General features: G+C 65.2%; 28 protein-coding genes. 8 read left to right on the top strand and 20 right to left on the bottom strand.

What is annotated here, in order from left to right; translation table 11 throughout:
- The first annotated feature begins 290 nt into the window (after window positions 1–290).
- A complete protein-coding gene (locus tag D3261_RS04685; RefSeq protein WP_233553889.1) occupies window positions 291–524 on the top strand; it encodes a hypothetical protein in 234 nt (77 codons plus the stop codon).
- A gap of 58 nt (window positions 525–582) precedes the next feature.
- Here the strand turns inward: D3261_RS04685 and D3261_RS04680 are convergent, their stop codons facing one another.
- From D3261_RS04680 to D3261_RS04635, 10 genes are all read right to left on the bottom strand, one after another.
- Window positions 583–996 carry an alpha-L-arabinofuranosidase C-terminal domain-containing protein gene (locus D3261_RS04680; protein WP_120069560.1) on the bottom strand — a complete coding sequence of 138 codons (414 nt, stop codon included), beginning with the start codon at window positions 994–996 and terminating at the stop codon, window positions 583–585.
- A 27-nt stretch (window positions 997–1,023) separates the two neighbouring features.
- The gene (locus tag D3261_RS04675) at window positions 1,024–1,323 is read right to left on the bottom strand and encodes a hypothetical protein (protein WP_147464928.1); all 300 of its coding nucleotides are present in this window, start codon (window positions 1,321–1,323) and stop codon (window positions 1,024–1,026) included.
- The gene (locus D3261_RS04670; protein WP_120069554.1) at window positions 1,266–1,538 is read right to left on the bottom strand and encodes a hypothetical protein; all 273 of its coding nucleotides are present in this window, start codon (window positions 1,536–1,538) and stop codon (window positions 1,266–1,268) included. Before D3261_RS04670 ends, D3261_RS04675 begins: the two co-directional genes overlap by 58 nt.
- A gap of 132 nt (window positions 1,539–1,670) precedes the next feature.
- Window positions 1,671–2,030, bottom strand: coding sequence for a hypothetical protein (locus D3261_RS04665; protein WP_120069552.1), 360 nt, complete (start codon window positions 2,028–2,030; stop codon window positions 1,671–1,673).
- A 165-nt stretch (window positions 2,031–2,195) separates the two neighbouring features.
- Window positions 2,196–2,744, bottom strand: a complete 549-nt coding sequence (locus D3261_RS04660; protein WP_120069549.1) for a hypothetical protein — start codon at window positions 2,742–2,744, stop codon at window positions 2,196–2,198.
- A gap of 152 nt (window positions 2,745–2,896) precedes the next feature.
- Window positions 2,897–4,111 (bottom strand): ABC transporter ATP-binding protein, encoded by a 1,215-nt coding sequence (locus tag D3261_RS04655; protein WP_120069546.1) that lies wholly within the window; start codon window positions 4,109–4,111, stop codon window positions 2,897–2,899.
- On the bottom strand, window positions 4,108–4,830 hold the full coding sequence (locus tag D3261_RS04650; protein ID WP_120069543.1) for a hypothetical protein: 723 nt from the start codon (window positions 4,828–4,830) through the stop codon (window positions 4,108–4,110). The genes D3261_RS04655 and D3261_RS04650 overlap by 4 nt, the downstream gene beginning before the upstream one ends.
- Entirely contained in the window at window positions 4,827–5,690 is an 864-nt protein-coding gene (locus D3261_RS04645; protein WP_120069540.1) for a carbohydrate ABC transporter permease, read from the bottom strand. Before D3261_RS04645 ends, D3261_RS04650 begins: the two co-directional genes overlap by 4 nt.
- Window positions 5,687–6,478, bottom strand: coding sequence for a carbohydrate ABC transporter permease (locus D3261_RS04640; protein ID WP_394337573.1), 792 nt, complete (start codon window positions 6,476–6,478; stop codon window positions 5,687–5,689). Before D3261_RS04640 ends, D3261_RS04645 begins: the two co-directional genes overlap by 4 nt.
- Before the next feature lie 119 nt (window positions 6,479–6,597).
- Window positions 6,598–7,890: an extracellular solute-binding protein gene (locus D3261_RS04635; RefSeq protein ID WP_120069794.1), complete on the bottom strand. Its 1,293-nt coding sequence runs from the start codon at window positions 7,888–7,890 to the stop codon at window positions 6,598–6,600.
- Window positions 7,891–8,129: 239 nt separating this feature from the next.
- On the opposite strand from D3261_RS04635, the gene D3261_RS04630 reads away from it, so the two are divergent.
- Together D3261_RS04630 and D3261_RS04625 are read left to right on the top strand one after the other, a co-directional pair.
- Window positions 8,130–8,891 carry an IclR family transcriptional regulator gene (locus D3261_RS04630; RefSeq protein WP_120069535.1) on the top strand — a complete coding sequence of 254 codons (762 nt, stop codon included), beginning with the start codon at window positions 8,130–8,132 and terminating at the stop codon, window positions 8,889–8,891.
- Between the two features lie 492 nt (window positions 8,892–9,383).
- Window positions 9,384–9,821 (top strand): MarR family winged helix-turn-helix transcriptional regulator, encoded by a 438-nt coding sequence (locus tag D3261_RS04625; RefSeq protein ID WP_120069533.1) that lies wholly within the window; start codon window positions 9,384–9,386, stop codon window positions 9,819–9,821.
- Window positions 9,822–9,884: 63 nt separating this feature from the next.
- Here D3261_RS04625 and D3261_RS04620 read toward each other — a convergent pair whose 3' ends face one another.
- The 3 genes from D3261_RS04620 to D3261_RS04615 form a co-directional block, all read right to left on the bottom strand.
- On the bottom strand, window positions 9,885–10,928 hold the full coding sequence (locus D3261_RS04620) for a pentapeptide repeat-containing protein (RefSeq protein ID WP_120069531.1): 1,044 nt from the start codon (window positions 10,926–10,928) through the stop codon (window positions 9,885–9,887).
- Between the two features lie 135 nt (window positions 10,929–11,063).
- Window positions 11,064–11,234 (bottom strand): hypothetical protein, encoded by a 171-nt coding sequence (locus D3261_RS19955; protein ID WP_158589353.1) that lies wholly within the window; start codon window positions 11,232–11,234, stop codon window positions 11,064–11,066.
- A gap of 113 nt (window positions 11,235–11,347) precedes the next feature.
- Complete coding sequence (locus D3261_RS04615; protein ID WP_120069529.1) at window positions 11,348–12,610, bottom strand: NRAMP family divalent metal transporter; 1,263 nt, start codon at window positions 12,608–12,610, stop codon at window positions 11,348–11,350.
- A 372-nt stretch (window positions 12,611–12,982) separates the two neighbouring features.
- On the opposite strand from D3261_RS04615, the gene D3261_RS04610 reads away from it, so the two are divergent.
- A complete protein-coding gene (locus tag D3261_RS04610) occupies window positions 12,983–13,465 on the top strand; it encodes a universal stress protein (protein ID WP_120069526.1) in 483 nt (160 codons plus the stop codon).
- A gap of 33 nt (window positions 13,466–13,498) precedes the next feature.
- On the opposite strand, the gene D3261_RS04605 is transcribed toward D3261_RS04610, so the two are convergent.
- Both D3261_RS04605 and D3261_RS19950 read right to left on the bottom strand, forming a co-directional pair.
- Window positions 13,499–15,217, bottom strand: a complete 1,719-nt coding sequence (locus D3261_RS04605) for a formate--tetrahydrofolate ligase (RefSeq protein WP_120069524.1) — start codon at window positions 15,215–15,217, stop codon at window positions 13,499–13,501.
- 61 nt (window positions 15,218–15,278) lie between these two features.
- Complete coding sequence (locus D3261_RS19950; RefSeq protein ID WP_158589352.1) at window positions 15,279–15,452, bottom strand: hypothetical protein; 174 nt, start codon at window positions 15,450–15,452, stop codon at window positions 15,279–15,281.
- 31 nt (window positions 15,453–15,483) lie between these two features.
- On the opposite strand from D3261_RS19950, the gene D3261_RS04600 reads away from it, so the two are divergent.
- The gene (locus D3261_RS04600) at window positions 15,484–15,990 is read left to right on the top strand and encodes an Lrp/AsnC family transcriptional regulator (protein WP_120069521.1); all 507 of its coding nucleotides are present in this window, start codon (window positions 15,484–15,486) and stop codon (window positions 15,988–15,990) included.
- Between the two features lie 111 nt (window positions 15,991–16,101).
- On the top strand, window positions 16,102–16,311 hold the full coding sequence (locus tag D3261_RS04595) for a helix-turn-helix domain-containing protein (RefSeq protein WP_120069518.1): 210 nt from the start codon (window positions 16,102–16,104) through the stop codon (window positions 16,309–16,311).
- A gap of 57 nt (window positions 16,312–16,368) precedes the next feature.
- On the opposite strand, the gene D3261_RS04590 is transcribed toward D3261_RS04595, so the two are convergent.
- Complete coding sequence (locus D3261_RS04590) at window positions 16,369–16,557, bottom strand: hypothetical protein (protein ID WP_120069515.1); 189 nt, start codon at window positions 16,555–16,557, stop codon at window positions 16,369–16,371.
- Between the two features lie 446 nt (window positions 16,558–17,003).
- Here D3261_RS04590 and D3261_RS04585 point away from each other — a divergent pair, with 446 nt between their 5' ends.
- Window positions 17,004–17,279, top strand: a complete 276-nt coding sequence (locus tag D3261_RS04585; RefSeq protein ID WP_120069512.1) for a 4a-hydroxytetrahydrobiopterin dehydratase — start codon at window positions 17,004–17,006, stop codon at window positions 17,277–17,279.
- A 70-nt stretch (window positions 17,280–17,349) separates the two neighbouring features.
- Here D3261_RS04585 and D3261_RS04580 read toward each other — a convergent pair whose 3' ends face one another.
- Window positions 17,350–18,534, bottom strand: coding sequence for an MFS transporter (locus tag D3261_RS04580; protein WP_120069509.1), 1,185 nt, complete (start codon window positions 18,532–18,534; stop codon window positions 17,350–17,352).
- Window positions 18,535–18,775: 241 nt separating this feature from the next.
- On the opposite strand from D3261_RS04580, the gene D3261_RS04575 reads away from it, so the two are divergent.
- Window positions 18,776–21,829 (top strand): PAS domain S-box protein, encoded by a 3,054-nt coding sequence (locus D3261_RS04575; protein ID WP_158589351.1) that lies wholly within the window; start codon window positions 18,776–18,778, stop codon window positions 21,827–21,829.
- A gap of 177 nt (window positions 21,830–22,006) precedes the next feature.
- Here the strand turns inward: D3261_RS04575 and D3261_RS04570 are convergent, their stop codons facing one another.
- The 3 genes from D3261_RS04570 to D3261_RS04560 form a co-directional block, all read right to left on the bottom strand.
- Window positions 22,007–24,112, bottom strand: a complete 2,106-nt coding sequence (locus tag D3261_RS04570) for a DUF11 domain-containing protein (RefSeq protein WP_233553888.1) — start codon at window positions 24,110–24,112, stop codon at window positions 22,007–22,009.
- Between the two features lie 481 nt (window positions 24,113–24,593).
- Window positions 24,594–24,761: a DUF1931 domain-containing protein gene (locus D3261_RS04565; RefSeq protein ID WP_120069500.1), complete on the bottom strand. Its 168-nt coding sequence runs from the start codon at window positions 24,759–24,761 to the stop codon at window positions 24,594–24,596.
- A gap of 101 nt (window positions 24,762–24,862) precedes the next feature.
- On the bottom strand, window positions 24,863–25,108 hold the full coding sequence (locus D3261_RS04560) for a hypothetical protein (RefSeq protein ID WP_394337572.1): 246 nt from the start codon (window positions 25,106–25,108) through the stop codon (window positions 24,863–24,865).
- Between the last annotated feature and the right edge of the window lie 109 nt (window positions 25,109–25,217).

Genomic DNA, 25,217 nt, shown 5'->3' with positions numbered 1-25,217 from the left:
TACTCATCTCGTCGGTACGGTTTCCGAACTGCGAAGGTCCTACTCAGAATCGTCCACGTCGGGTGTCGACGTCGACTACTACTCTCGGCACGGCGGTGCATCGGCTCCGATACGGTCGGAAACGTCCGATGGGAGGTCGTGACGGCTAGAACTCGTAGCCGGTCGTGATCCTCTGAGTGAACCGTTCCTGGGTGAGTGCGAAGAGTATTCCAGCCCCCGATCGCGTCTCGGACCCCCCTCCGAACTCGGGGTCCGACCGGCGGACGTCTCGGTGGCGCCGATCGCGACCGGTGGGGACGTCTCCGCGACCCTTAGTCTTCAAGCAGGTCGGTTCCTCGAACATCGTCTACCTCGGGATCGAGGGCGAGACGATGATCGCCGAGACGGGCGCGTCGGTACGGCTCGTCGTCGGGGACGACGTCGGCGTCTCGCTCGATACGGAGCGGGTCCATCTATTCGACCAAGAGGGCGATGCAGTCCACAGTCTGCCGCTCGACCAGCGAACGGTCGAACCACAGGCATAGCCCCGGCGTAGTGTTTCCCACGACGAGCCTCGGTGAGGCGTCCGATCCTTCGTCGTGGTCACTTGGAGAGGCGGTCCGCGTGCGGTATCACGACGCGCGTCATTGAGTACGGGTTGAGGTCCAGCGTCAGGTCGTCATCGAACGTCGCCGTCGATTCGACCGACGTGACCCGGTCTGGCCTATCGTGGGTGTTCGCCACGTACATGGTCTCGCCCGAGAGCGTCGTCACACTGGCCGTGGCGTCCGGGTCGAACGTGCCGGTATCGATAGTCACTTCGACCGGGGCACCGCCGCTCCGCCGGTCGATCAGGATCACAACCAGTTCGGATGCGTCGTCATCCACGACGGCCATCGCATCCAGTGTCGGGACGCCGTCGACCGGCCGGATCCCGCCGAAGATCGTTTCGGTCGAGATCGTTCCACACGACAACCCGAGGCCAACGGAGATTCTCCCCGCCAACATCACCGTCATCGAGCGCCCGTGGTGACACGGGTTGGGTCACACCCGCTCGCCCCGTGTTTCGAGCCCGCCGACGTGATTCACCGTCGCGGAGTGGGTGAGCATCTCGACGAAGCTCCCGTGCCGGATGCACTCGTGACGTATCGTCGCGTCGTATATCGCCTCAGCGATCGTCGCCGGGGTCGGCATCGTCGCCGGTGTGAGGGCTCCGGCCTCCCTCTCAGGGTCGTCCCGATCCAGTTCCTCGTCGCGCTCGAAGCTCGCGAACAGTTGCAGCTCGGTCATGTCGAGTTTCGCGGTCTCGATACCAGCAGCGACCATCCGGTCGTGGAGGTCCACAAAGGTCCCCCCAGTTGTGCGGCGAATCCCACGAACGCGTGGTAGAGCTCGTCCGGGTCGGTATCGGCGTCGACCACACCGCCGTCAAGGACGTGTGTCGAGACCGCACGGACGTCCCGGCCACAGCGTTCGAGGAGGACGTCGTTCCATCGGCCGTCCTCGGTGGGTTCGTGGCCGCACGCGGTGACCGATATCTCGAGATCAACCGCGAGCATCGCCGCCCGGAAGCGTTGATAGCGGTCCGCGTTGCCGGCGGGGGTCGTCCAGTTGACCTGCCACTCCCCGTAAGGTTCGTTGCCGATCTCCCAGTATGTGACGTCGTAGGGCTCCGGATGACCGTTCTCCGCTCAAAGCGCACCCAGCGGCGTCTCCGTCGAACCGTTGCAGTACTCGACCCACGCCGCGGCCTCCTCGGGCGTCCCGTCACCGGCGTTGACGCAGAGCGAGGGCTCGCAGCCGACATTCTCACAGAACCGCATGAACTCGTCGGTCCCGAACAGGTTGTATTCGAGCCCGTCCCAAACGGGGTTCGGCCATACCGGTCGCTCGTCGACGGTACCGACGCCGTCGCGCCAGTCGTAGCCCGAGGCGAAGTTGCCCCCCGGCCAGCGTAGCAGCGGGAGGCCGGACCGTCGGAGGTGGTTCACGACCTCCGGGTCGGCGTGGTCGATGTGGTCGTCGGGGTAGACCAGCACGCGGTCAACCACGACGGCCGCGGGCGACGGAGCCGTTAGCGAGAGGTCGTAACGGCGTCGGCATCCGCCCCGTCGGGGAGCTCGAACATCCCATCGACGGTTCGCCACTTGTTCGAAAGCTCGATGACGGTAGTCGAAACCCTCGAAGGGAGTTCGTGGGGGTCATCGGGAGTCGGTCTAACCCCGACACTGACCGTTGTTTCGTCCGTCGCGCGCCCTGAGGCGGAACTCGTAGCGGCGAGTCCGATGCAACGGGAGCTTCGTTCGTTGGTGAACGCCGCCGTCGGCGTTCCGAACCTCGAGCCGCTGTGCACGATCGCCGTTCGGGCCGGTGTCGGGGCTACAGACGACCTTGCTGGTTGGGAACCAGCCGAACGCCAGCCCATCGTCGTACGCCACGACCAGTGCATCCGGGTCGACCGTCGCCGGATACGCGAGCGGGCGGTCGTGAGCCCTCGCTCGTTCGCGTATCTGGTCCATGTCGACGTCGCTCGCGTACCCGCCCCATCGACGTCGCTGAGGTGCTCGAAAGTGCCACTTGCCGAACGTCGGGTTGAACAGGACCTGTGCCTCCATCCCGTTGTAGACGTTGTTCCCGAGGTGTTCACAAAACTTCCCGAAGAGCATCGGTTCGACGGGCTCACCGCGGATGTCTGGGTCGACGGTCAGCGTGGCCGTCGTCGGATCGGTCGTCCCAGTGTGAACCAAAATATCACTATCGACCATCTCCTACCTTCACCACCGTCTCGCATCAATGTCTCAAATCGAGTCGGTTTGCTGTCATTTCCTTTCGCCGACGGGGGGTATCCTCGCTTTCGGGTATCGCCGATGGTTCGAATCGAGCAGCCGTCACGGGGTGTGGCGGTCCCACGTCCCGCCTACTGTGTCGTCGAGCGCGTGGTCGCCGCCTTCGAGTCGATGTACGGGGAGATGTTCTCCCCAGTCGCCCTGTCGAAGATGTGGATGTCGTCGGGTTCGAAGGAGATCGAGAGCTCCGCACCCCGCGTGACGTCGACGTTTCCGGAGACCCGAACCGTACACTCGGAGCCGCCCACGTCGAGGTAGAGGTAGTTGTCACTGCCCGCGTTCTCGACAACCTCGACCCGCGCGGTGATGTCACCCCGTTCGGAGAGCGAGATGTCCTCCGGACGGACCCCGAGTTCAAGCGCCTCGTCGCGCTGTCGGCCGCGAACCGTCTCCGCAACGTCCGGGCCAAGCGAGTACTCGAACCCCGGGGCAAACAGTCGGTGGCCGTCGAGGGTCACGTCAAAGAAGTTCATCGACGGCTCCCCGATAAAGTCCGCGACGAACCGGTTGACCGGCTGGTCATAGACCTCGCTCGGTGAGGCGAACTGCTGGAGTTCGCCCTCGTCGAGCACGATGATCCGGTCGGACATCGTCAACGCCTCGTGCTGGTCGTGGGTGACGTAGATCGTCGTCGTTCCGAGGTCGTCTTGGATCCGCTGGAGCTCGGTCCGCATGTGTATCTTCAGCTTAGCGTCGAGGTTCGAGAGCGGCTCGTCCATGAGGAACAACGCCGGGTCACGAACGATGGCCCGTCCTGTCGCGACGCGCTGTTGCTGGCCGCCCGAGAGGGTCCCCGGTCGTTGGTCGAGGTAGTCCCCGATACCCATCATCTCGGCGGTGGCCTCGACGCGTCGAGTTATCTCCTCGCTATCGAGGTCCGACGTCAGCTTCAGCCCGTATGACATGTTCTTGCGGACGCTCATGTGGGGGTAGAGCGCGTAGTTCTGGAACACCATCGCGATCCCGCGGTCCTGCGGGTCGACACCCTTCACGCTCTCGCCACCGACCAGGATGTCGCCACCCGATATCGATTCGAGACCCGCGATCATTCGGAGGAGCGTCGATTTCCCCGAGCCGGAGGGGCCCACGATCGTGATGAACTCCCCGCCCTCGATCCGTGCGCTGAAGTCCGCGACCGCCACCATCCGGTTGTCGTAGACCTTCCGGACGTTCTCGAACGTCACCGGGGCGCTCTCGCGGTCCCCACGCTGTGGTACCGCGTCCGCCTCGTTCCCCCGCCGGTTCGTCCACGTCGTCGTTTCGGTGTTGTCGTTTGATTTGCTCATTGGTAGGCTCCGGTGTCGTCGATCGATGTCGCTCCGTCCGCCGCCGGTTCGGGCGACCCGTCGCCGGTCGCGGTCGCCGATCGATACCCGGTTCGCGTCAACAGGTCATCGTGGAAGACGAACGCCAGCCCGCCGAACAACAGCCCGACCCCGACGGTCGTCAGCGCCAGCCCGGCGAGCAGCAGCCCGGTCACGATCCCGAGCACGCCCGCCGCGACCGCGTGACGCGCGGTCCACAGCGCACCGCGCTGCAGCGCGACGACCGGCCTCTCTCCGTCGGCCAGCGCGGCGAACGCCGCCACCGAGACAAGCCAGCCGTAGCCCGTCACCACGGCGGTGACCACCGTGAGCACGGCGGCGGTGACCGCCCCGGTTTCGAGGAGCGTCAGTCCGTAGATCAACGCGATCGCCGCCAGCACAACCGGGAACAGCCCCAGCGCGACAGCGTGGACGAACCGCTCGCGAACCGTCGTCGACACCGCTCGCCGGTCGATGGAGCCGTTCTCGCGAAGCGAAACGATCGCCCGGTAGCCGCCGAGGGTCGCCGGCCCGGCCGTCACGACCGGCAGCGAGCAGAGCAGCCACGCGACGCTGACCACGACGACGGCGTCGAGATGTCGCCAGGCGAAACCCGCCGTCGAGCGCAGGCTCGCGTAGAGCGGGTCGATCTCCTGCCCCTCGGACGTGTCCTCCCCACGGTGTCGCACGTCGTGACTCATCTGACCGTCCCCTGTAGTTCGACGGCTTCAACGAGCTGGCGCTGCAACAACAGGAACAGGAGAAGCAGCGGTATCGAGGCCACGACCGCCGAGGTCAGCACGATGCCGGGTTCGGCGACGCCCATGTTGTCACGGAGGTTGACCAGCCCGATCGGGAGCGTGTACAGCGACTCGTCCTGGAGGATCAACAGCGGCCAGACGAACGCGTTCCATGTCCAGATGAAGATGAACAACCCCAGCGCGACCAGCGCCGAGCGCATCAGTGGGAGGATTATCTGGATGAAGATCCGTAGCCGCGAGAAACCGTCGATACGGGCGGCCTCCTCCAGCTCGACCGGGATGTCCCGGAAGAACTGATAGAGCATGAACACCCCGAGCGGGTTGACGACGCTCGGTAGCACCACGCCGAGGAGGCTGTTGACGAGCCCGAGTTCGGAGGTGATGATGAACACCGGGACGAGGTTGATGATCCCCGGCACCAGGAAGCTCCCGAGGATCACGCCGAAGACGAGCCGCTGGCCCGGCCAGTCGAGCCGTGTCAGCGAGTAGGCGATCATCGAGTCGATCAACAACACTACGACCGTCGTGATCCCGGCGAGGACGAACGTGTTGACCGTCCAAGTGATTATCTCGGAGTTCGCGAAGAGATAGCGGTACCAGTAGAGGGTGAGCTCCTCGGGGATGAGGTTCGGGACCGCCGAGTAGATCTCCGCGCGTGGCTTCAGCGAGGTCGAGACCATCCAGATGTACGGCACCAAGAACAGGAACGCGGTGCCGTAGAGGCCGACGTAGACGCCCAACGAGCGGAGCTGGTCGGTGTCGAACGAGAGGTCGGTCAGTGAGGGACGGTTGGTGCTCATTCGCTCGATCCCCCGAGGTAGTAGAAGTTGATGGCCGAGACGGCGATGAGGATCATGAACAGCACGTAGCCGATGGCGGCCGCGTAGCCGAACTCGTGGCCGGTGAAGGCGGTCTGATAGAGGTACATCACGATCGTGTTCGTGGAGAACGCGGGGCCGCCGTCGGTCATGATGTACGGCTGACCGAAGACCTGAAACGAGCCGACGAAGGTGGTGATCACGACGAACAACAGCGGGTTCTGAAGCTGTGGGATCGTGACGTCACGCATCATGCGCCAGCTGCTCGCCCCGTCGAGCTTGGCGGCCTCGTAGAGTCGCTCGGGTACGTTCTGTCTCGCGGCGGTGAGGATAACGAAGTTGAACGCGAGCTGCCACCAGACGGTCGTGATGGCGATGGCCGGCATGGCGAGCGCCTCAGAGGTGAGCCAGTTGCTGGTTCCAGTGTAGTAGGGGACGAGCCCGGTTCCCGAGAAGAGGTCCGCCCAGAGCAGGGCGGCGACCGAGACGGTGAGGACGTAGGGGCTGAAGAAGATCGTTCGGAGGAGCCACTTGCCCTTGACCTCGCGGTTGACCCCGAGTGCGAGCAACAGGGAAAGCACCACGATCGTCGGTACCGTGAGCACGACGAACCACACCGTATTGCCGAGCGATTGCCAGAATCGCGGGTCCGAGAGAAGGGTGCGGTAGTTCTCGAGCCCGATGAACTCGGACTGGAGCGGCGCGAGCGGCTGCCAGTCGTGAAAGCTCATGTAGAACCCGAGCAGGAGCGGGCCGAAGAGAAATCCCATCGCGAGGACGAGGTACGGCAGCGAGAAGCCGATACCGAAGAGCTGCTCGCCGCGGCTGGCGTCGGTGTCGAACGAGGGCAGATAGCTCCGACCGCGGTCGGGTTCGTCGACGCTCGCCATCAGAGGTACACCTGCTGTAGCCCCTCGGCGGACTGTCGAATCGTCTGTTTCGGCGTCAACGAACCGAGACGGAGGCCCTGGAAGTACCGCGAGAGCTGTTCGATGTAGTCCTGATTGTTGTCCGTCGCGGGCGGGTACGCGAGATGGTCGTTCTCAGCCATGCCGTAGAACACTTCGAGCGTCTGGTTCCACATCCGGCTCGACCGGAGGTCGTCGTTGCTCCCGGCCGCCTCGTAGGCCGGGACGTGACCGGCTTCGCGCGCCCAGTACGCGTTGTACTCCTGTGTCAGCGCCTTGATGAGCGTGACTGCATCCGCTCGAACCGACGCAGACCGCGTGTCGCTCTTCGGAATGACCAACGTGTGACTGTCCGCGAACGTCTTCGGGGTCTTGCTGTTCGGCATCACGAACGGTTGGGTCAGCCCGAAGTCGAAGCCGGCCTCCTGGACGACGCTGACGTGCCACGTCCCCTCGAAGATCATGCCGACCTCGCCGCGGTTCCAGGCGTCCCAGCCGGTCGAGTCGTCGACCGGGCACCAGCCGCGTTCGTGCACCCACTCGTTGAGGGTCCGGGCGACCGCCAACCCGTTTCGGTTGTTGATTCGTGGCTCGCCCTCGTCCGTGAGGAGTACGCCGCCGAGGCTGTTCATCAACACCACCAGCGTGTTGATGACGATATCGGCACCGTTGTAGTGCATCGGCCAGTGGTCCGTCTCCTTCTTGATCGCCTCGGCGGCTTGGCGGAACTTCTGTGGGGTGTTCGGTGGCTCGTTCGGGTTGAGCCCCGCCTCTTCGAAGATCTCCTTGTTGTAGTAGAGGCCGTACGGGTGGGCGTCGAGCGGGGTCGCGAGCTGGTCTCCGTTTCGAACGACACGCTCGGCGATCGTATCGAGGTACGGATCGAGGGGGATCTCGTTGCCGATCGGCTCGACGAGGTCCTCGTACTCCCGGAGCCGCGTGGCGTGAACGATCGCGACGTCGGGAGCCTGGTTCCCGACGAGCGACGTGTACAGCCGTGTGTAGTAGTCGGTTGCCGAACGCTGGCGGTTGACCGTGATGTCGTGCTCGGCGACCGCCCGGTCCGTCATCTGTGCCATAACGTCGCCGTCCCCGCCGCCGAACAGCGTCCAATACTCGACGGTATCGGGGTCGCTGTCGGACGTCGCGAGAACGTTGGTACACCCGGACAGGGCAACCCCGCCAGCAGCGGCCCCGACCGCGCCGAGGAACCGTCGTCTGCTGGCGGGCCGGTCCGGCCCTGGGTGCTTCGCGTTCACCTCTGCGTTACCCATGCGTATCAACTATAATGATGGACATACATATTCTTAACGGTCGTTTGAGAAGGAAGTCGGCTGCCCACGGCCCTCACTCCAGCGCGACGCCGACCGTCCCGTCGGGGACGGATCCCGCCGTCGATAACGACGAAACCCACTCATCCCGTCGGTTCGCGCCGCTGATTGTACTATTGCATGATGAAATGCTTCCGGTTGAACCGGAAAACACATGCCTTTCGATGACGGAAGCTAAAGGTATGACCGAACGACCCGCCCCGGTGCAAACGACGCAGACGACGATAGCGGTCATCGAAGCGCTGGTGGATCTCGAACCCGCCGGCGTCTCGGCGATAGCCGACCACGTGGGCATCCCGACCAGCACGGCCTTCGACCACCTCAAGACGCTCGAACACCACGAGTTCGTCGTCGGTAACGACAGGAAGTATCGGCTCGGCACGCGGTTCCTCAGTATCGGCGGTCGCCATCGAAGCACGGACGAACTCTACCGTGTCGCGGAGCCGGAGATAGCGAAGATGGCGTACAAGACCGGTGAACACGCCAACCTGGTCGTCGAGGAGTTCGGCAAAGGGGTGTTCCTCGCGAAGGTCAAGGGCGAGGACGCCTTCCGGCTCGACACCTACATCGGCAAACGGGTGAACCTCCAGACCACATCTGCGGGGAAGGCTATCCTGTCGTGTCTCCCGGACGAGCGTGTCGACGAGATAATCGACAGACACGGTCTCCCGGCGGTCACGCCAGCGACCATCACTGACCGCGGGCGGCTGTTCGAGGAGATAGGTCGGATCCGAAAGCGGGGGTTCGCGACGGACGACGAGGAACGGATCCAGGGTGTCCGGTGTGTCGCAGCACCGCTTCGCGATGGCGAGGACGGCGTCATCGGGGCCGTGAGCATCTCCGGTCCGAAAAGCGGTATGCGACGGGACCGGTTCGAGGAGACGATCCCCGACCTCGTCCTCCGGACGGCGAACGTCATCGAGGTGAATATGAAGTACCAGTAGTCATCCGGCACCACCGGATTCAAAGGATGCGGCTGGCCGGACGACGAAGGCAGGAAATCGGTGGTTACACGGGGAACATGGCCCGTGTTCGTCGCCTCCGTTTCTCGGTCGAACCCAACTATAGAACAATCATACATGTGTTACACACCAACGAGCTGAAATTCCGGTCGCCCCTCTCCATGAAATTGTATGGGAAACGAAACGTCCGCGCAAAATCTTCCGGTGGCACCGGAAGTTTGAGCGACAGGGGGAAACCGGAGGGCGAACGACATCGGTAGTCGATCCGCTGTGGAATCGCCCGCTTCGATCGAGTCGGACTCGAGATCGGAGGAGAGTACCGGCGAAAAAGTCGAGAACGAATCGGTCGGCGGTCGGCGGCCCCGATGAACTCCCCCGACACTGGTTTCAGCGCATCGAGTTATGCTTCCTCCTCGGAAACATCGGTTACGGGGAGGAAGTAAGTTTATTAGCTTGCTAAATAAATAAGGAACCATGCATCCGGCCGTCTTTGCACTCAAACGTACACATCAGGCGACACGAAGACGGCTCGACGGGCGGCTGGCTCGGTACGACCTCACCGCCACTCAGAACGACGTTCTCGTCGCCCTGTACTACCGTTCCGATGTCGAACAGCACGCTCTCGCGGAGACGCTCGGCGTATCGGGCCCCACGCTGGCTCGGATCCTCGACGCCATCGAGGAACGCGGTCTGGTCACGCGTACGGAGAGCCCGACGGACGCCCGCATCAACGTCGTCTCGCTCTCAGACCGGAGTACGGCGGTGGTTCGAGACCTGACCGAAGCGGAGGGTGAGGCCTTCACCGAAGCGTTTCTTGACGGGTTCAGCCACACGGACGTCGCCGATCTCGTGCGGATGCTCGATCGTATCGCGGAGAACATGGGCGATACGAGCGAGAACATCTATCGATAGCCCTGTCGTTTCGTTAGTGTGCTAATGGTTTGTGTATCGGAGCAGTACAGCACGAATCGGTGGTTAGAGCGTGCGCGTGAGCACGTAGACGAGCAGCGCGAGCAGCAGTGCACCGAGCAGCGACTCCACGCTCGCGAGCGCGCGGGCCGCGGTACCGACCGGCTGAATGTCCCCGTAACCGAGCGTTCCGAACGTGATCACGCTGAAGTAGAGGCTCGTGAACAGTGTCGCGAACAGCTCCCCGAGGGTCATGCCGATCGGGTCGGCCGGTCCGTAGGCGATCACCGTTCCGGTGGCCGGTTCCCGGATCCCGTCGGTGAAGGGATAGAGGAGCGCACAGGCCACGATGAGGACGAGGGAGGTGGCGACCACCCGTGAGGGGCTGGTTCCGTAGTGAGTCACCCAGCGGGCCGCCTCTAGGCGCACCGCTCGGCCGTAGTGGCCGCTCAGCCAGGCGACGCGGCGTCTGAGGTCCTTCTCGCGGAGGTAGTACCGCCGTTCGACCTCGGGGAGCGCGTTCTCGCCGAAGAGCCGCTGGAGTTCCTTGTACGTCCAGATCCCCGCCTCCGCGGTCACCACCAGCGCCTCCCCCTCGACCGCTTCGAGCCCGTCGTCGTAGGCGACCCGGTCGCCGAAGCGGGTGTTCCGGTCGACGTGGGCTTCCCGGAAGACCGCCCGGTCGAACAGCGCGTTCTCGAAGCTCGCCCCCTGCACCTCCGTGTGGACGAACTCGGCGTCCTCGACGTTCGCCCCGTCGAAGACCGCGCCGCGTGCATCGGCGTTCCGGAAATTCGCTCGGCGGACGTCCGTCCCGGTGAAATCCGTGTTTCTGAGGATCGCCCCCGAGAGGTCGGCACCGATGAGCGTCCCGCCGACGAACCAATCGGCACCGGTGAGGAAGGCCCCGCGGAGGACGGCCCCGTCGAGGCGCTCGCCGTGCTCGGCGGGGTGGGCTTCGAACGCCGCGCGGGGTTTCTCGTCCTCGTCGGCGTGCCAGATACAATGCTCGCGGCCCGTCCACACCGGCCGCCAGCAACACACGGCACCGACGTTCTCCCGTGTTATCACGGGCTGTTCGTAGCCACAACGGTCGGGCGGCGTCGCCATCGTGACTCAGTTGCCCGCTCGACGAGATAGCCCTGCGCCCGGCGTGTGCCGTCCGTGGATTCCTCCCACCAGCCGTTTCTCGCGGCGAAGAACGAGCACCACCCCATCGAGGCTCCGCCTCGGTCCGGCCGCTACTCAGGCGCGGCCGAACGACGGACGCTTCGAGGGGAGCCGGTCGTCCCGGGTGTGATCGGTCTCCGGATCGGCGTGTTCGAGACGGATGTGCCGCTTCATCGGTCGGACGTCGGTCGACCCGATCTCGAAGACGCGGTCACAGAACGGACATCCCTGGTACTGTGGCCCCATGACCGAGTGAGGCCCCGTATCGGAATACGTGTGTGCCTTGCTCTGGCATGGTAACTTCGAGGGGGTGCTTGGTCGCTTTAGCGGCTCCCTTCCAGCGGACGATTTCCGGGAAGCTACAGGCCACCGCCGGTGATGGCACCGACGACGCTCTGGGCCGAGGAGACCGCGAGCACGACCGAGAGAACGACGAGTATCGCGCCGACGGCGTTCAGTATCCAGCCGTTGACGTACTCGTCGAGCAACGTCGAGCTGTTCGCCGCCCAGAGGAGGCAGACCGTCGTGATCGGGAGCCCGACGACCGCGTTGACGGCGGGGAAGAGGAGGATCATGTCGACGACGCTCAGCCCGAAGAGTATCGAGACGAGCGGCGAGAGACCGGTGACGGCGGTCCCGACCGCGTAGATCGCCCGGAAGACCCGGTCGGTGTCGTCGATCTCGTGCCCGGTGGCCTGCGGGATGATGTACGCGGGCGTCCACATGATGGGGACGATGCTGTTGAACGCCGCGACGATCGAGCCGACGAGGAAGAGGACCAGCGCCCACTCGCCCAGGATGTCGGCGAGCGCGCGTCCGGGCGTGATGTAGGTCGTGATCTCGGTGATCCCAGCGGGTCGAAGCACGGCCGCCGTCGCGACGACGATCGCGACCGTAACGATCCCACCGATGGCGTAGCCCATCCCGAGGTCACGGCGCATCGCCGGCAGCGCCGACTCGTCGGTCCAGCCCTTCTCCCGAACCAGGATCGATTCGAGGAAGAAGTTTGGCCAGAGCGCGGTGGTCCCGAGGATCCCGGCGATGAGTGCGAGCGCGCCGAGTTCGGGGATCCGGGGGATCATTCCGCCCACCATCCCGGCGACGGACGGCGAGCTCCCGCCGGCGACGACCACGTAGGCGATCAGGAGCCCGAACATCAGCGCGACCATCACCTTCTCGACCGCGTCGTAGCCGAGGATCCCGACCACGACGGCGACGACGGCACACAGCACCGCGAGGGGCATCCAGCCGACGGAGTAGCCCGCGCCACCGAGGAGAACTGAGATGCCCTTCCCGACGGCGGCCGTGAGTTCGAGCCCCCACGCGACACAGCCAAGCGAGAGCACGACCGCGATGGCGGTGGCGGTCGGGGCTCCGAGCCGGTCGTGGACGAACACCATCAGTGGCTTCCCGAAGATCCCACACCGTGCGCTGATGTACTGGGCGATGAACCCGAGCACGACCGCCGCGACCACCGCCCACAACAGCGCGTAGCCGTACTGGACCCCGGCCGAGCTCGCGATGAAGACCGACCCCGACCCGAAGTAGCTCGCGACCATCACGAACCCGAGGCCGTACTCGTCGAAGAACCCCTCCAACGGCGTGTTCTCTATCAGGTTCATGGTATCGTCTGGGTTTGATTCGAGAGCCGAATAGAAACGAGCCGCCACCACCATCCCGACCCACGCCGTCGGTCGCCAGGGCCGGGTAGTTTCGAGTCGAACGGACGCGATACCCGCGCATAAACCTTGAGCTTTCGAGCGCGCTCGAATCCCGAGAAACCCCTACGCGGACCGCTCGGGGTCCGACCCCACGAAACAGCGCCGGATCCCCGTCCAGATCGTCCCCGTCTAGGTCGTTTTCCACCGAGGCTGCCTGCGTACTCCTGCTCAGTCGTTAAGCATGTGGGACGTGAACGAACCGTACGGAGCGGTCGCCTCGTGACGACTCCCGAGGGGTCGGTCACGGGCGCACGACGGAGTCACTGATGTCACATGTCCACCACCGAAAAGGTCCTCGTCCCGATGGACGGGTCCCCACAAGCCGAGGCCGCGCTCGTCCACGCACTCACACTGCCTGACGTCACCATCACGCTGCTCACGGTCATCGACCCGTTCGACACCAGACCGGAGGAGACCGGCTATCACTCCCCGGTCGGCAGGGCGGGGATGCCGGGGTACAGCGAGGAGTGGTACGAGCCGACGAAAGCGCGCATCAGGGAACGGTTCTCACAGGCACAGGGAAAGGCCGACGCACGTGGCCTCACCCTCGGCACGGTCATCGAGTTCGGTGACCCGGCGCGCTCGATCGTGAGCTACTCCGAGCGAAACGGGATCGACCACATCGTCATGGGGAGTCACGGCCGGTCCGGACTGGCGCGAATCCTGCGCGGGAGCGTCTCCGAGACGGTCATGCGCCGGTCGGTTTCCCCGGTGACGGTCGTCCACGACCGACAGGTGGACGAGGAGTCAGACTGAGCAGTCCCAGAACAGGCTCCGAGGTCGGTCGCTTCAGAACAGCCCCGAGACGGTTCCGTCGTCGTCGATGTCCATGTTGGCGGCGGCGGGGTCGGCGGGCAGCCCCGGTAGCGTGAGCACGTCGCTGGTGAGCGCGACCAGGAAGCCCGCCCCGGCGGACGGGTAGACCTCCTGAATTTCGAGGTCCCAGCCCGTCGGCGCACCCTTCTTCGAGGCGTCGTCGCTGAGCGAGTGGAAGGTCTTCGACATCACGACCGGGAGGTCCCCGAAGCCGAGATCGTTCATGCGTTCGATGTCGTCGCGGGCGTCGCTCCCGATCGAGACCGAGTCCGCACCGTAGATCTCGGTGGCGATCGTCTCGATCTTCGCCTCGATCGGGGCCGTCTCGTCGTAGAGGAACTCGAACGTCCCCTCGTCGGTCTCGATGGCGGTCATGAGCTTCTCGGCGAGGTCCGCACCGCCCGCGCCGCCCTCCTCGAACACCGTCGACTCGGCCGCCTCGATCCCCAGGTCCTCCCGACAGTGGTCGAGCACCGCGTCGACTTCTTCCGACGTGTCGCCGGGGAACCGATTCAACGCCACCACGACCGGGACGCCGAACCCCTGGAGGTTGCGGACGTGGGCGTCGAGGTTCTCGAACCCCCCACGTACCGCCTCGACGTCCGCCTCGTCGAGCGCGTCGAGGTCGGCCGGCCACATGTCCTTGCCGTGGTACTTCAGCGCGCGGACGGAGGCGACGAGCGTGACCGCCGCGGGCTCCATCCGCCCGAGCCGACAGACGACGTTCATGAACTTCTCGGCCCCCAGGTCCGAGCCGAACCCCGCCTCGGTGATGAGGTAGTCCGAGAGCTTTCGAGCCGCCTCGTCGGCGATCAACGAGTTGGTTCCGTGGGCGATGTTGGCGAACGGGCCGCCGTGGACGAACGCCGGCGTCCCCTCGATTGTCTGGACGACGTTCGGTTTGAGGGCGTCCTTCAGGAGGATCGTGACCGCACCCGTGGCCTCGATGTCGTCGGCGGTGACGGGATCGCCGTCCTCGTCGTACGCGACGATGATGCGCCCGACGCGTTCCTTGAGGTCGGTGAGGTCGTCGGCGAGACACAGTACGGCCATCATCTCGGAGGCGGCCGTCAGGATGAAGCCGTCCTCGCGGGGGACGCCCGTGCCCTCGCCGCCGAGCCCGATGACCGTCTCGCGAAGCGCGCGGTCGTTCATGTCGACCGCCCGGGGCCACTGCACCCGATTGACGTCGATGTCGAGGTCGTTGCCCTGTTTGAGGTGGTTGTCGAGCATCGTGGCGACCAGGTTGTGCGCCGAGGTGAGCGCGTGGAGGTCGCCGGTGAAGTGGAGGTTGATGTCCTCCATCGGGAGCACCTGCGAGTAGCCGCCGCCCGCCGCCCCGCCCTTGACACCGAAGACCGGTCCGAGCGAGGGTTCGCGGACCGCCGCGAGCGCGTTCTCGCCGAGGTGGTTGAACGCCTGCGTCAGGCCGACGGTCGTGACGGTCTTTCCCTCCCCCATCGGGGTCGGCGTCATCCCGGTCACGAGGATCACGTCGCCGTCCTCGCGGTCCGAGTTCCGGAGCCGCTCGATGGCGTCGAAGGTGAGCTTCGCGGTCTCGTCGCCGTAGAGCTCGAGGTCGTCCGCCGTGAGCCCGACCGGTTCGACGACCTCGGTGATTGGCCGCGTCTCGACCTGCTGGGCGATCTCGTAGTCCGTCGGTACCTCGGTGGGTTCGTCTGACGACGCCATGACGATCCGTGACTTATCCCGAGCCCCGTTTCAACTTTCGTGTGTAGTGAACCCCGCCTTTTTATAGTGGGAGTCGGTCGCGGTCGTCCTCGCTCGGGACATCGGGGACGTTCGGGCTCCGTGAGAGCACCACCGATTCCGTCGGCGGGTTCCGCTCTGCCGTGTTCACGACGAGTGTCGCGCGCTCGGACGACGTTGCACCGTCGGTGCGTCGGAGTTCGGTGGTCGCCGGCACTATTTATTTGCGGAAGGGGCCTACTCATCCTATGGGGCCCGAGACGCTTGACGACGTGGACCGGGGGATCCTGTTCGCGCTCCAACGCGACGCCCGCAACACCACGATCGCGGAGATCGCCGCCGAGGTCGAGGTCTCGTCGAGTACGGTACGCAACCGGCTCGACGCGCTCGAGGACACGGGGATCATCGAATCGTACTACCCGAAGGTCGATTACGAGCGAGCGGCGTTCCCGCTCCACGTCCTGTTCATCTGCACCGCGCCGGCCGACCAGCGCGAACGACTCGCGCGGGAGGCGCTCTCGACCAGGGGCGTCGTCGACGTTCGCGAGATGCTCACCAGCGCACAGAACCTCTACGTCGAGGCCGTCGCCATCGACACTCACGACCTCACCACGATCACCAACGACCTCGCCACCACCGGCATCGAGCTCGTGACCTCGGAGATAATCGCGAACCACTACACGCGCCCGTGGAGCCACTTCGAGTACGACGACGAGACCGACGCCGAGCCGAGCGGTTCGTCGGGATCGTTTTGACACTGCGATAAACACAGCAAATAACTTCATTTGTGCGGATAATCCGGCACTCAAACTGTGATCATCGCAATACCTTTGGCGCTTCCGGCCAACTACGACGTGAGAAGACCAATGGCTTCAAGCGACGAAGGGGAATCGGAAGCGTCGAGCACCCACCGAGACCTCCTGCACATTGCGGTCCGCGAGGGGTACTTCAAAGTGCCACGAGAGACCTCGCTGGTGGAGTTGGCGAACCAGCGTGGCATCTCGGACCGAGAGTACTCCGAGCGAATGCGCAGCGAGATCGATACGCTGGTCCGCGAGACCACCGTCGAGGAGTGAGTCGGTCGCCGTCTCGACGCGCCTCGGACGAGTTACCGATCGACCGAGGAGCTCGTTCTACGTGTTCCCCGGGGCTATCTCGCTGATCTCGACTTGGTAGTCCGGTTCCTCGGGCTCGGACGAACGGACGTGATACGCACCCTCGATCGGGATGTCGTTGTCGCGCGCCACGGCGACGAGGTGTTGGAGGTGGGCTTCGAAATCGTCCCTGTCGGCGAGGTCGTCGGGGTGATATGGGGTCGTCATAGGATTGGTTTTCTATCACAGGCCGTATTTCGGGCGGTGTTTCGCGTCTGATGGCGTCGGTAGGGGACGGATGGCGTCCCGAAGTGGGTATAGATTACGGTCGGGAACGTACTCCGTCGGCGAAGAGACGATGCGGTCCCCTATACTCCCCGCAGTGTTGCTCAGGTGCTTGATAGTGCTCACTGGATGGCCCTCACCCCCGACGTACCAACGGAGCACCCATCGGGTTCCATGGACACGACGTAGCGAGGATAGCCAGAGGAGCGTCTTCGTACGACGTCCTGGGAACAACCGACGCGCGGTAGTCGGCTAGAGACCGTTTGTCGGGCGCTCCTCGATAGGTCTCTTCGTTCGAGTGGACCGATGGCTTCGACGACGTCCGTGGGACGGTGTTGCTTGAACGAGCCTGGCAAACCCTTATTCACCTGGTCCCCGGTTGTGGTGACATGGCCGAGACCCTCTCGGACGACGAGATCGACGACCGTGCACCCGACGGATGGAGCCGAGACGGCGAGGCGATCGTTCGGACCTACGAGTTCGAGGAGTACCTCGACGGCGTCGCCTTCGCGAACGACGTCGCCGAGCTCGCCGACGAGGAGGTCCACCACCCGGAGATGACGATCCGATTCGACGAGGTTGAAGTGCAGCTGACGAGCCACGAGGAGGGCGGTGTCACCGAGCAGGACGTGGAGATGGCGGAGCAGTTCGACGACCAGTACTGACGAGGTCGGCACCGGGGCCGTCCGGTTGTCCACCCCCGTCGAACGCGAACCCCACCTCGACAGCCGACGGTCAGTGCTCGTCGCTTCGGGGGATCGTTCTGACCGTGAACCAGACCGCACCGACGAGGAACGCAGCGATACCGGAGAGGAACAGCGTTCCTCGGTAGCCCACGACGCCGGTGGCAGCGACGCTCAGCGGTGGCCCGACCGTCGTCCCGAGTCGGAGCACGCTCGTTCGCACGCTCATGATGCTACCACGGAAGTCGTCCGGAGCCAGTTCGTTCAGCGCGGTGTCCGTGATCGGCTCCGCGAGCCCCTGCCCGAGTCCGAACAGGAGGAGCGCGCCGGCGACGGTGGGGAGCGACTGGGCGTGTGCGACGATGGCGAGCCCGACCCCGTAGCTCACGAACCCGAGCGCGATGGATTGGAAGCTCGTGAACCGGCGGAGGATCCGACCGCTCTGTGTCGCGGTGGCCCCCATCGCGAGCGCCGGCAGCCCGAGGAGGAGACCGATACCGGCCGACGAGAGCTGGTAGCTGTTGTCGAGCAGGAAGGGTAGCAACGTGAGCTGTGCCCCGTAGAGAACGACGAAGATCCCGAATATCGCCGTGTAGAGAACCGCGAACGGTCGTAGCGGGGTCGGTCCCGTGAGGAAGGCGTACACGCTCGGTTCGGCGTCGCTCTCGCTTCGGTCCGGCTCCTGAAGTACCGTGATCCCGGGGATGATGATGACGAGCGCGAGGAGGAAGCAGGCGAACGGAACCGACCAAGCGATCGTCGCGAGCGCACCGCCGAGAAGCGGGTAGCCGGCGGCACCGATCGCGAGGATCGCGGCGTTGGTCCCGATTAGGACACGCCGCTCCTCGCCGGTGAAGAGGTCGCCCAGGAGCGTGATCGTGACCATCATGATCGCGCTGCTGGCCGCGCCCTGGATGCCCCGAAGCACGAGAACCAGCGTGAAATCGGGGACGAGGACGATCACACCACCGCAGAGGCCGAAGACGGCGAGCGCCGGGATCAGGACGGGTTTCCGGCCGATCCGGTCGGCGACGACCCCGATCGGAACGGTGAGGAAGATCCCCGGGAGCGTGAACGCCGACAGCAGCAGGCTGGCCTGGCCCTCCGAGATACCCCACGCCTCCTGAACGGCCGGGAGTACGGGGCTGATGAGGGAGACACCCATCACCGCGACGAGCGTGCTCGCAAATATCACGACGACGACGGGCGAGGACCGAAGGATCCGCGTGACTCTCATTTACTCTGTTCACCGTTCCGACTCGCGCTTCCTAAGCCATCCGTTGTCGTCCAGTCGGTGCCGCCTTCGTCTCGTCAGTTGCCTCCAGCGAGAGCGCGTCCCCGTCGGCCCTCGGTAGAACCACGAAACGGACGTAGTGGGCGCTAACTCGCCGATCCCAGTTTTCGACCGTCGAGTGGGGCATTTATATTACCCCGACGATCGTTCGAAGACACGAGCGCAGGATTCAGTTATGAGAGAGATGGCAACGGTCCTCCTCGTGGACGACGACCCGGGGATGGTCGACACGGCAGCGGCGTTCGTCGAACGGGCGAGCGACGACGTGACGGTCACGACCGCGACGAACCCGAACGCGGCGCTCGACCTGTTCGAGGAGCTGGACGTCGACTGTATCGTCAGCGACTACAACATGCCCGGAATGGACGGACTCGCGCTGTTCGAGGCGATCACCGAGCGCGAGCCCGGAACCCCGTTCGTCCTGTTCACCGGCAAGGGGAGCGAAGAGGTCGCGAGTGAAGCCATCTCGCTCGGCGTCACCGACTACCTCCAGAAGGAGACCGGCACCGAGCAGTACGAGGTGCTCGCGAACCGGATCGAGAACGCGATCGAGGCACGCCATGCGGAGCGACAGCTCGAACGCTCCGAGGAGCGCTACCAGCACCTCGTCGAGTCCTCGCCCGCCGGCGTCGTCATCACCTCCCTCGACGACAGCATCGTCTACGCCAACGAGGCGGCCGCGTCGTTCATCGGCGCGGACGGCCCCGAGGCGCTTCACGGCCTGTCGACGCTCGACCTGGTCCACCCCGAGGACGAGGCCACGCTCCGGGAGCGCTGGGCGGGGAGTCGCCAGAGCGAATCCCGAGAGCCCATCGAACAGCGCTTCGTCGGGTTCGACGGCGAGACGCGACACGCGGTAGTGGCGAGCACGCCCATCACCTACGAGGGCGAGCCCGCCGTCCAGTCGGTCCTGACCGACGTCACCGAGCACAGGGAGCGCGAACACGAGCTCGAACGCTACGAGACGGTGATGGAGGTCGCCCCGGTCGGTGTGTTCGTGCTCGACGCCGAGGGGACGATCACGTGGTGTAACGAACGTGCGACCGCGCTCGTCGGGCACACCGCCGCGGAGCTCACCGGCGACCCGTTCGTCTCGTTGATCGAGGAGGGGATCGTGCCCGAGGCCGCCATCTCCAAGTACCGAGCGGTGTTGCGCGACCTGTTGTCGGCGTCGTCCGACCGGACCACCGGCCAGTATACGATCCCCATCGCACACCCCGAACGGGACGAACGCGTGCTGCGGATCCACGTCTCGCTGCTGCCCTCCGACGGCGAGTTCCGCGGAGCCGTCCTCGTCGGCCAGGACGTCACGGAACGCAACCGCTACGAGAGCGCCCTCGAACGCGAACGCGACCGGCTGAGTGCGCTGTTCGAGAACGTCTCGGACGCGGTGTTCCGATACGAGTTCGAAGCGGCGGGCGAAGCGGGACGGATCCGAGCCGTCAACCCGGCGTTCGAGTCGGTCTTCGGGTACGACGAGCACGAGGTCGTCGGCGAACGGATCGCCCAAACGATCGTCCCCGCCGATCGTCTGGCGGAGTACGAGGACGTCGTGGCGCGTGCGGGAACGGGCGACCTCGTCAACGTGGCGGTCGAGTGCGAGACCGCGACCGGGCGACGGACCTTCCTGTTGCGAAACGCCTCGATGACGGAGACGGCCGAGGACGGGCGAGTCGCCGGCTACGCGATCCTGACCGACATCACCGAGCGCAGGGAGGACAAACGGGACCTCCAACGCGAGCGCAACACCCTCGCGGCGCTGTTCGAGAACATCCCGGACCCGGTGTATCGTCACGACCTCGACGACGACGTGCTCGTCCCGAAGGAGGTCAACCCCGCCTTCGAGGAGGTCTTCGGCTACGAACCGGAGTGCGTCCTCGACCGCCCGGTCACGGAGACGATCGTCCCCGCCGACCGGGTCGAAAAGCACAGACAGCTCGTGGCCGCGTCCAAGTCCGGGGCGTCGCTCGACGCGGAAGTCGAACGGCTCACGGCCACTGGCCGTCGGACCTTCCTGTTACGGAACGTCCCGATCAGCGGACCGGACGAGGAGTCGCCGGAGGGGTCACAGTACGCCATCTACACCGATATCACACCCCAGAAACGCCGTGAGCGTGTGCTCCTCGACCTCCACGACCGGACGCGGGAGATGATGGGGGCCGAGGGGCCCGCGGCCGTGGCGTCGATCGCCATGGACGCGACCGAGGACCTGCTCGACCGCTCCGTGGCGGGCCTCTGGCTGTATGACGAGGACACCGGGACGCTCCGTCCGGCGGCCCTGACCGACGACGAGGGGACGGCGGTCGAGGCGTTGCCGACCTACGGGTCCGGCGATGGCCGCCCGTGGGAGGTCTTCGAGACCGGCGACGCGTACAGCTACGACGCCGACGACACGGACGACTGCCGCTCGGAGACGCCGGTCCAGTCGGGGATGGTCCTCCCGCTTGGCGAGTACGGCGTGATGAACGTCGGCACCACGACGCCGGGCGAGTTCGACGAGACCGACGAAGCGCTCACACGACTCCTCGCCACCACCGTGGAGGCCGCCCTCGAACGCGCGGAACGCGAGCACGAACGTGCGGCCCGAAAGCGTCTGCTCGAACGCCAGAACGACCAACTGGAGGCGTTCGCGAGCGTGTTGAGCCACGACCTGCGCAGCCCGTTGGCCGTGGCGAGCGGCCGGCTCGAACTCCTCGAAACGGAGACCGACAGCGAGCACACACGGCCCATCGCCGACGCGCTCGACCGGATGGACACCCTGATCGAAGAGTGTCTCACGTTCGCCCGGCAGGGCCAGATAGTGACCGACTCGACCCGGGTCGACGTCGAGGCGACCGCCGAGCGGGCGTGGCGAACCGTCGAGACCGGTGGGACCGAACTGACCGTCGAGGACCTCGACCCCGTCGAAGCCGACGACGACCGCCTCAGGACCCTCTTCGAGAACCTGTTCCGCAACGCGATCGAACACGGCGACGCCACGGCGGTCCGGGTGGGGCCGCTCGACGACGCACCGGGCTTTTACGTCGCCGACGATGGCTCCGGGATCCCCGAATCGGAACGCGAGGCGGTGTTCGAGCGTGGCTACTCCACGAACGAGGCCGGGACCGGGCTCGGGCTGGCGATCGTCGACACGCTCGCCGAAGCCCACGGGTGGGAGGTGACGGTCGCCGACGGCACCGCGGGAGCTCGCTTCGAGGTGAACTTCTCGCCGGAGGCTCCGTTGCCGACCCCACGGTGAACGAGTCGTCGACCGTCTCCGGGTCTCGACAACCGGTCGCCGTCCCCGTCGGAACCGTCGCGGGAACGTCGCCCTGCTTCCTCGAAAATCGCCGAGCGATCCGTCGCCCCCGGTAAGTGGAGCTGATGCTCTCCGAAACGAAGGGAACGAAAAACGAGGTGCCGGCGGAAGCCGGCGTTACCGGTTCTGCCTGAAGAGCACGACGCTCCCCAGGAGCCCGAGCAGTGTCACGCCGCCGACCGCGAACCCGCCGGTCGAGAGCGGGCCGACCGCGGACTGCGTGTCCGTGGTTACGTTCGCCGTGGCGGCCGTTCCGTCGGTGCCAGCGGCCGTACTGGAGGCATTAGTGGTGTCGTCGCTGGTGTTGGTATCGCCGTCGGTGGCGTCGGTAGCAGTCTCGGACGTGTCGTTAGCCGAGCTGACGCCGACCGATCCGCCGCCCGAGAGCCCGTCGAGGAAGCTATCGAGGGTGTCGCCGTCGATCGCGTCGCCGAGGTCCTCGATCGTGGTCTCGTCGTTGTTGAGCGCGTCGCCGATCGAGGCGAGTTCCAGGTCGCTCGTCGAGTCGAGCAGCGTCACGAGCTGGTCGGTCGTGAGCTCGACCTGGAGGTCGTCGACCTGACCGTCGGTGAACGCGTCGTTCAGCGCGGCGAGCTGGTCGTCCGTCAGCCCACCGTCGAGCGCGCTCACCAGCGTGATCGTCGCGCTATCGGCGTCGTTATCGGCGTTCGAGTCATCGGGCGAGGCGGACGTCAGTTCGGCGTCGTTGGTCGCGTTGAGGTCCGCGAGCGAGCCATCGAGCAGGCCAGCATCCGTCGAGACGGCGAGCGCGTCGAACGTCAGCGTCGCGGTCTCGCCCGGTTCGAGCGTGCCGACCTCGAAGTCGCCGGTGGCGGCACTGAAGTCGCCCTGGCTCGTGCTCGAATCGGTCACGAGGAACACCGTCGTGTCGAGGATGTCGCTGTTCGCGATGTCGGCGATCACGTCGTCGTCGTTGACCACGACGTCATCGGCGGTCGCGTCCCCGTCGTTGGTGACCGTCACGGTGAACGTCGCGGGTTCGTTCGCCTGCAGGAGGCCGCCGCCGTCGAGCAGACTGACCTCGACTTCGTCCGTGTCCGTACTCTTCGAGACGCTGATGTCGGGGGCACCGTCGCCGTCACCGACATCGGTCGTCCCAGGCGCGGTGGTTCCGTTCCCGTCGCCGGTGTCGATGTTGCCGGAGTCGTCACCGACCGTCGAGTTCTGGATGATCTGGGTGATCGTCGTGCTGTTGTCGATGTTGGTGACGCTCCTATCGACGTAGATGCTGTTCAGGTTGAGCGTCTGGTCGCCGTTGACGGCGTTGTCGATGATCGTGCTGTTGTCGATCGAGTTGTTCTCGATCGCGGAGTTGACCTCGCTCAGGTCGAGGTAGCCCAGGTCGAGGAGGATCTGCAACAGCGTGCTGTCGTCGATGTCGCCGACGGTCTGGCTGTTGTCGCCGTCGTCGCCGTCGGTGTCAGACCCGTCGTCGGTGTCCGAGCCATCGTCGGTCGGTGCATCGGTATCCGAGCCGTCATCGCTTCCGTCCGTTCCATCCGTACCGTCCGAGCCGTCCGTACCGTCATCGCCATCGCTCCCGTCCGCATCGTCCGAGCCGTCAGTACCGTCCGTTCCATCCGCGCCGTCAGCTCCATCCGCTCCGTCCGAGCCATCGGTGCCGTCATCGCCGTCGCTCCCATCCGCACCGTCCGTTCCATCCGCACCGTCGTCGCCGTCGCTTCCGTCCGCACCGTCAGTGCCGTCGGCCCCGTCCGCACCATCCGCTCCATCCGCACCGTCGTCAGCCGCGTTGAGCGCCTCGACCAGCGCGTCGACGTTGAGACCGGTGGTGTCGCCACCGTTGATGTCGTTCTCGTCGACGATCCGGTCGATGTCGTCGTTGGAGACCGAGGTTCCCTCGACGTTGGTGACGATCCGGGTAACGGAGTCACGCGCCTCCTGGTTGCTCATTCCGTCGTTCTCCTCGTTCGCGACGTCCTGACCGTTGACGCGAACGTCGCCGTCGTCGACAGTGACGTCGACGCTGGCGCTCTCGTCGGTTCCGGTGCTGTCACCGTCATCGGCGGAGTCGGCCCCCGAATCACCGCCATCGCCGGCGTCTTCGGTGACGACGTCGCTGACCTCGCCGGTCTCGCCGTTGATGACGATCTCGACGGTGTTGTTGTCGCCGTCGATATCGACGACATCGTTGTCCTCACCGGCACCGCAACCGCAGTTCGTCGTGTTCTGTTCGGTCATATCGGCCTGATTGCCAGTTCCTGCCGCGAAAGCGGGTATCATCGTCGTACCGAGAACGACGATGAGACACGCAACAAGGACGGGCCCCATCCCGAGCCGTGGAAGTCTTCTCCCCATCATTAACACACATAATCAATTGCTACTTAGTTCTTTTCCCAACTTTGCAACTTAGATAATAATAACTCGTACAAAATTACTAGATTTACTCTATTGATCTTCGTCGGAAGATGATTGTGTCAATTGATATTGTTCGGTAATAGCTCCCGAGTCGGCTGGTGGCAGTGCCTCGCGAGCTCTCCCCGCCCGAGCGGAGTCGCGCTCTGAGAGAGAACTATGGAGCTCGATGGGGTCGTTCCTCGCTGTGGGGTCGATCGAGCCCCACCGGAGCACCGCTGTGAACGGACTCCGCTCTCGACGGGTGAAATACACCGCCGTGCCGGAACCACGACGACGCCGTGGTCCGGCCGAGCCGGACGCCGACTCAGAGGTCGCGCGGCTGGACGGTCTTTCGGTCGTTCTCCTCCGCACGCCGGGCGGCGTCGTCGAGCTGGTCCGCGACCACCTCGTCGAGCGCATCGTAGAAATCCGAGGAGACGTTCATTCCTTCGAGCTGTTCCTTGACGGCCGATTGAACGATCAGGTCTGCCACGTCCGGAACTCGTACTGAAGAGAACCTATACCCTATCGAAGCGGACTGAAAGTGGAAGTGACCGAGCGCCGCCGGTTCCTCGGCGCTCCCCCGAGCGGCGCTCAGTCGTCGGTCGGCGTGATGTAGACGTCGTCCCCGACGTAGTAGATGTGGCCACGCTGGAAGAGGACTTCCAACGCGTGTTCCGCGTCGGCCTCGGTGAACTCCTCGTCGGCCACGAGAACCGCCGTGGCCTCCTCCTTCGTGAACCCCCCGTGCGAACGCCCGCTCTCACCGTTCTCCCCACCCTCCGGCTCGGTCGAGTCCTCGGCCGCTGTCGAGAGGCGTTCGAGAGCGTCCTCGGCCATCGGCGGTAGTCGACGCTCCCAGCCCATACGTGATGTTCGTCCCGAGCAACATGAACCTACGTCCGACGTCCGTCGGACGGATCTCGGACGGAGGGACGGACGGCCCACG

This window comes from Halococcus sp. IIIV-5B (assembly GCF_003602035.1).
Taxonomy (GTDB): Archaea; Halobacteriota; Halobacteria; order Halobacteriales; family Halococcaceae; genus Halococcus; species Halococcus salsus.
This window is presented reverse-complemented; position numbering and strand designations above follow the sequence as displayed.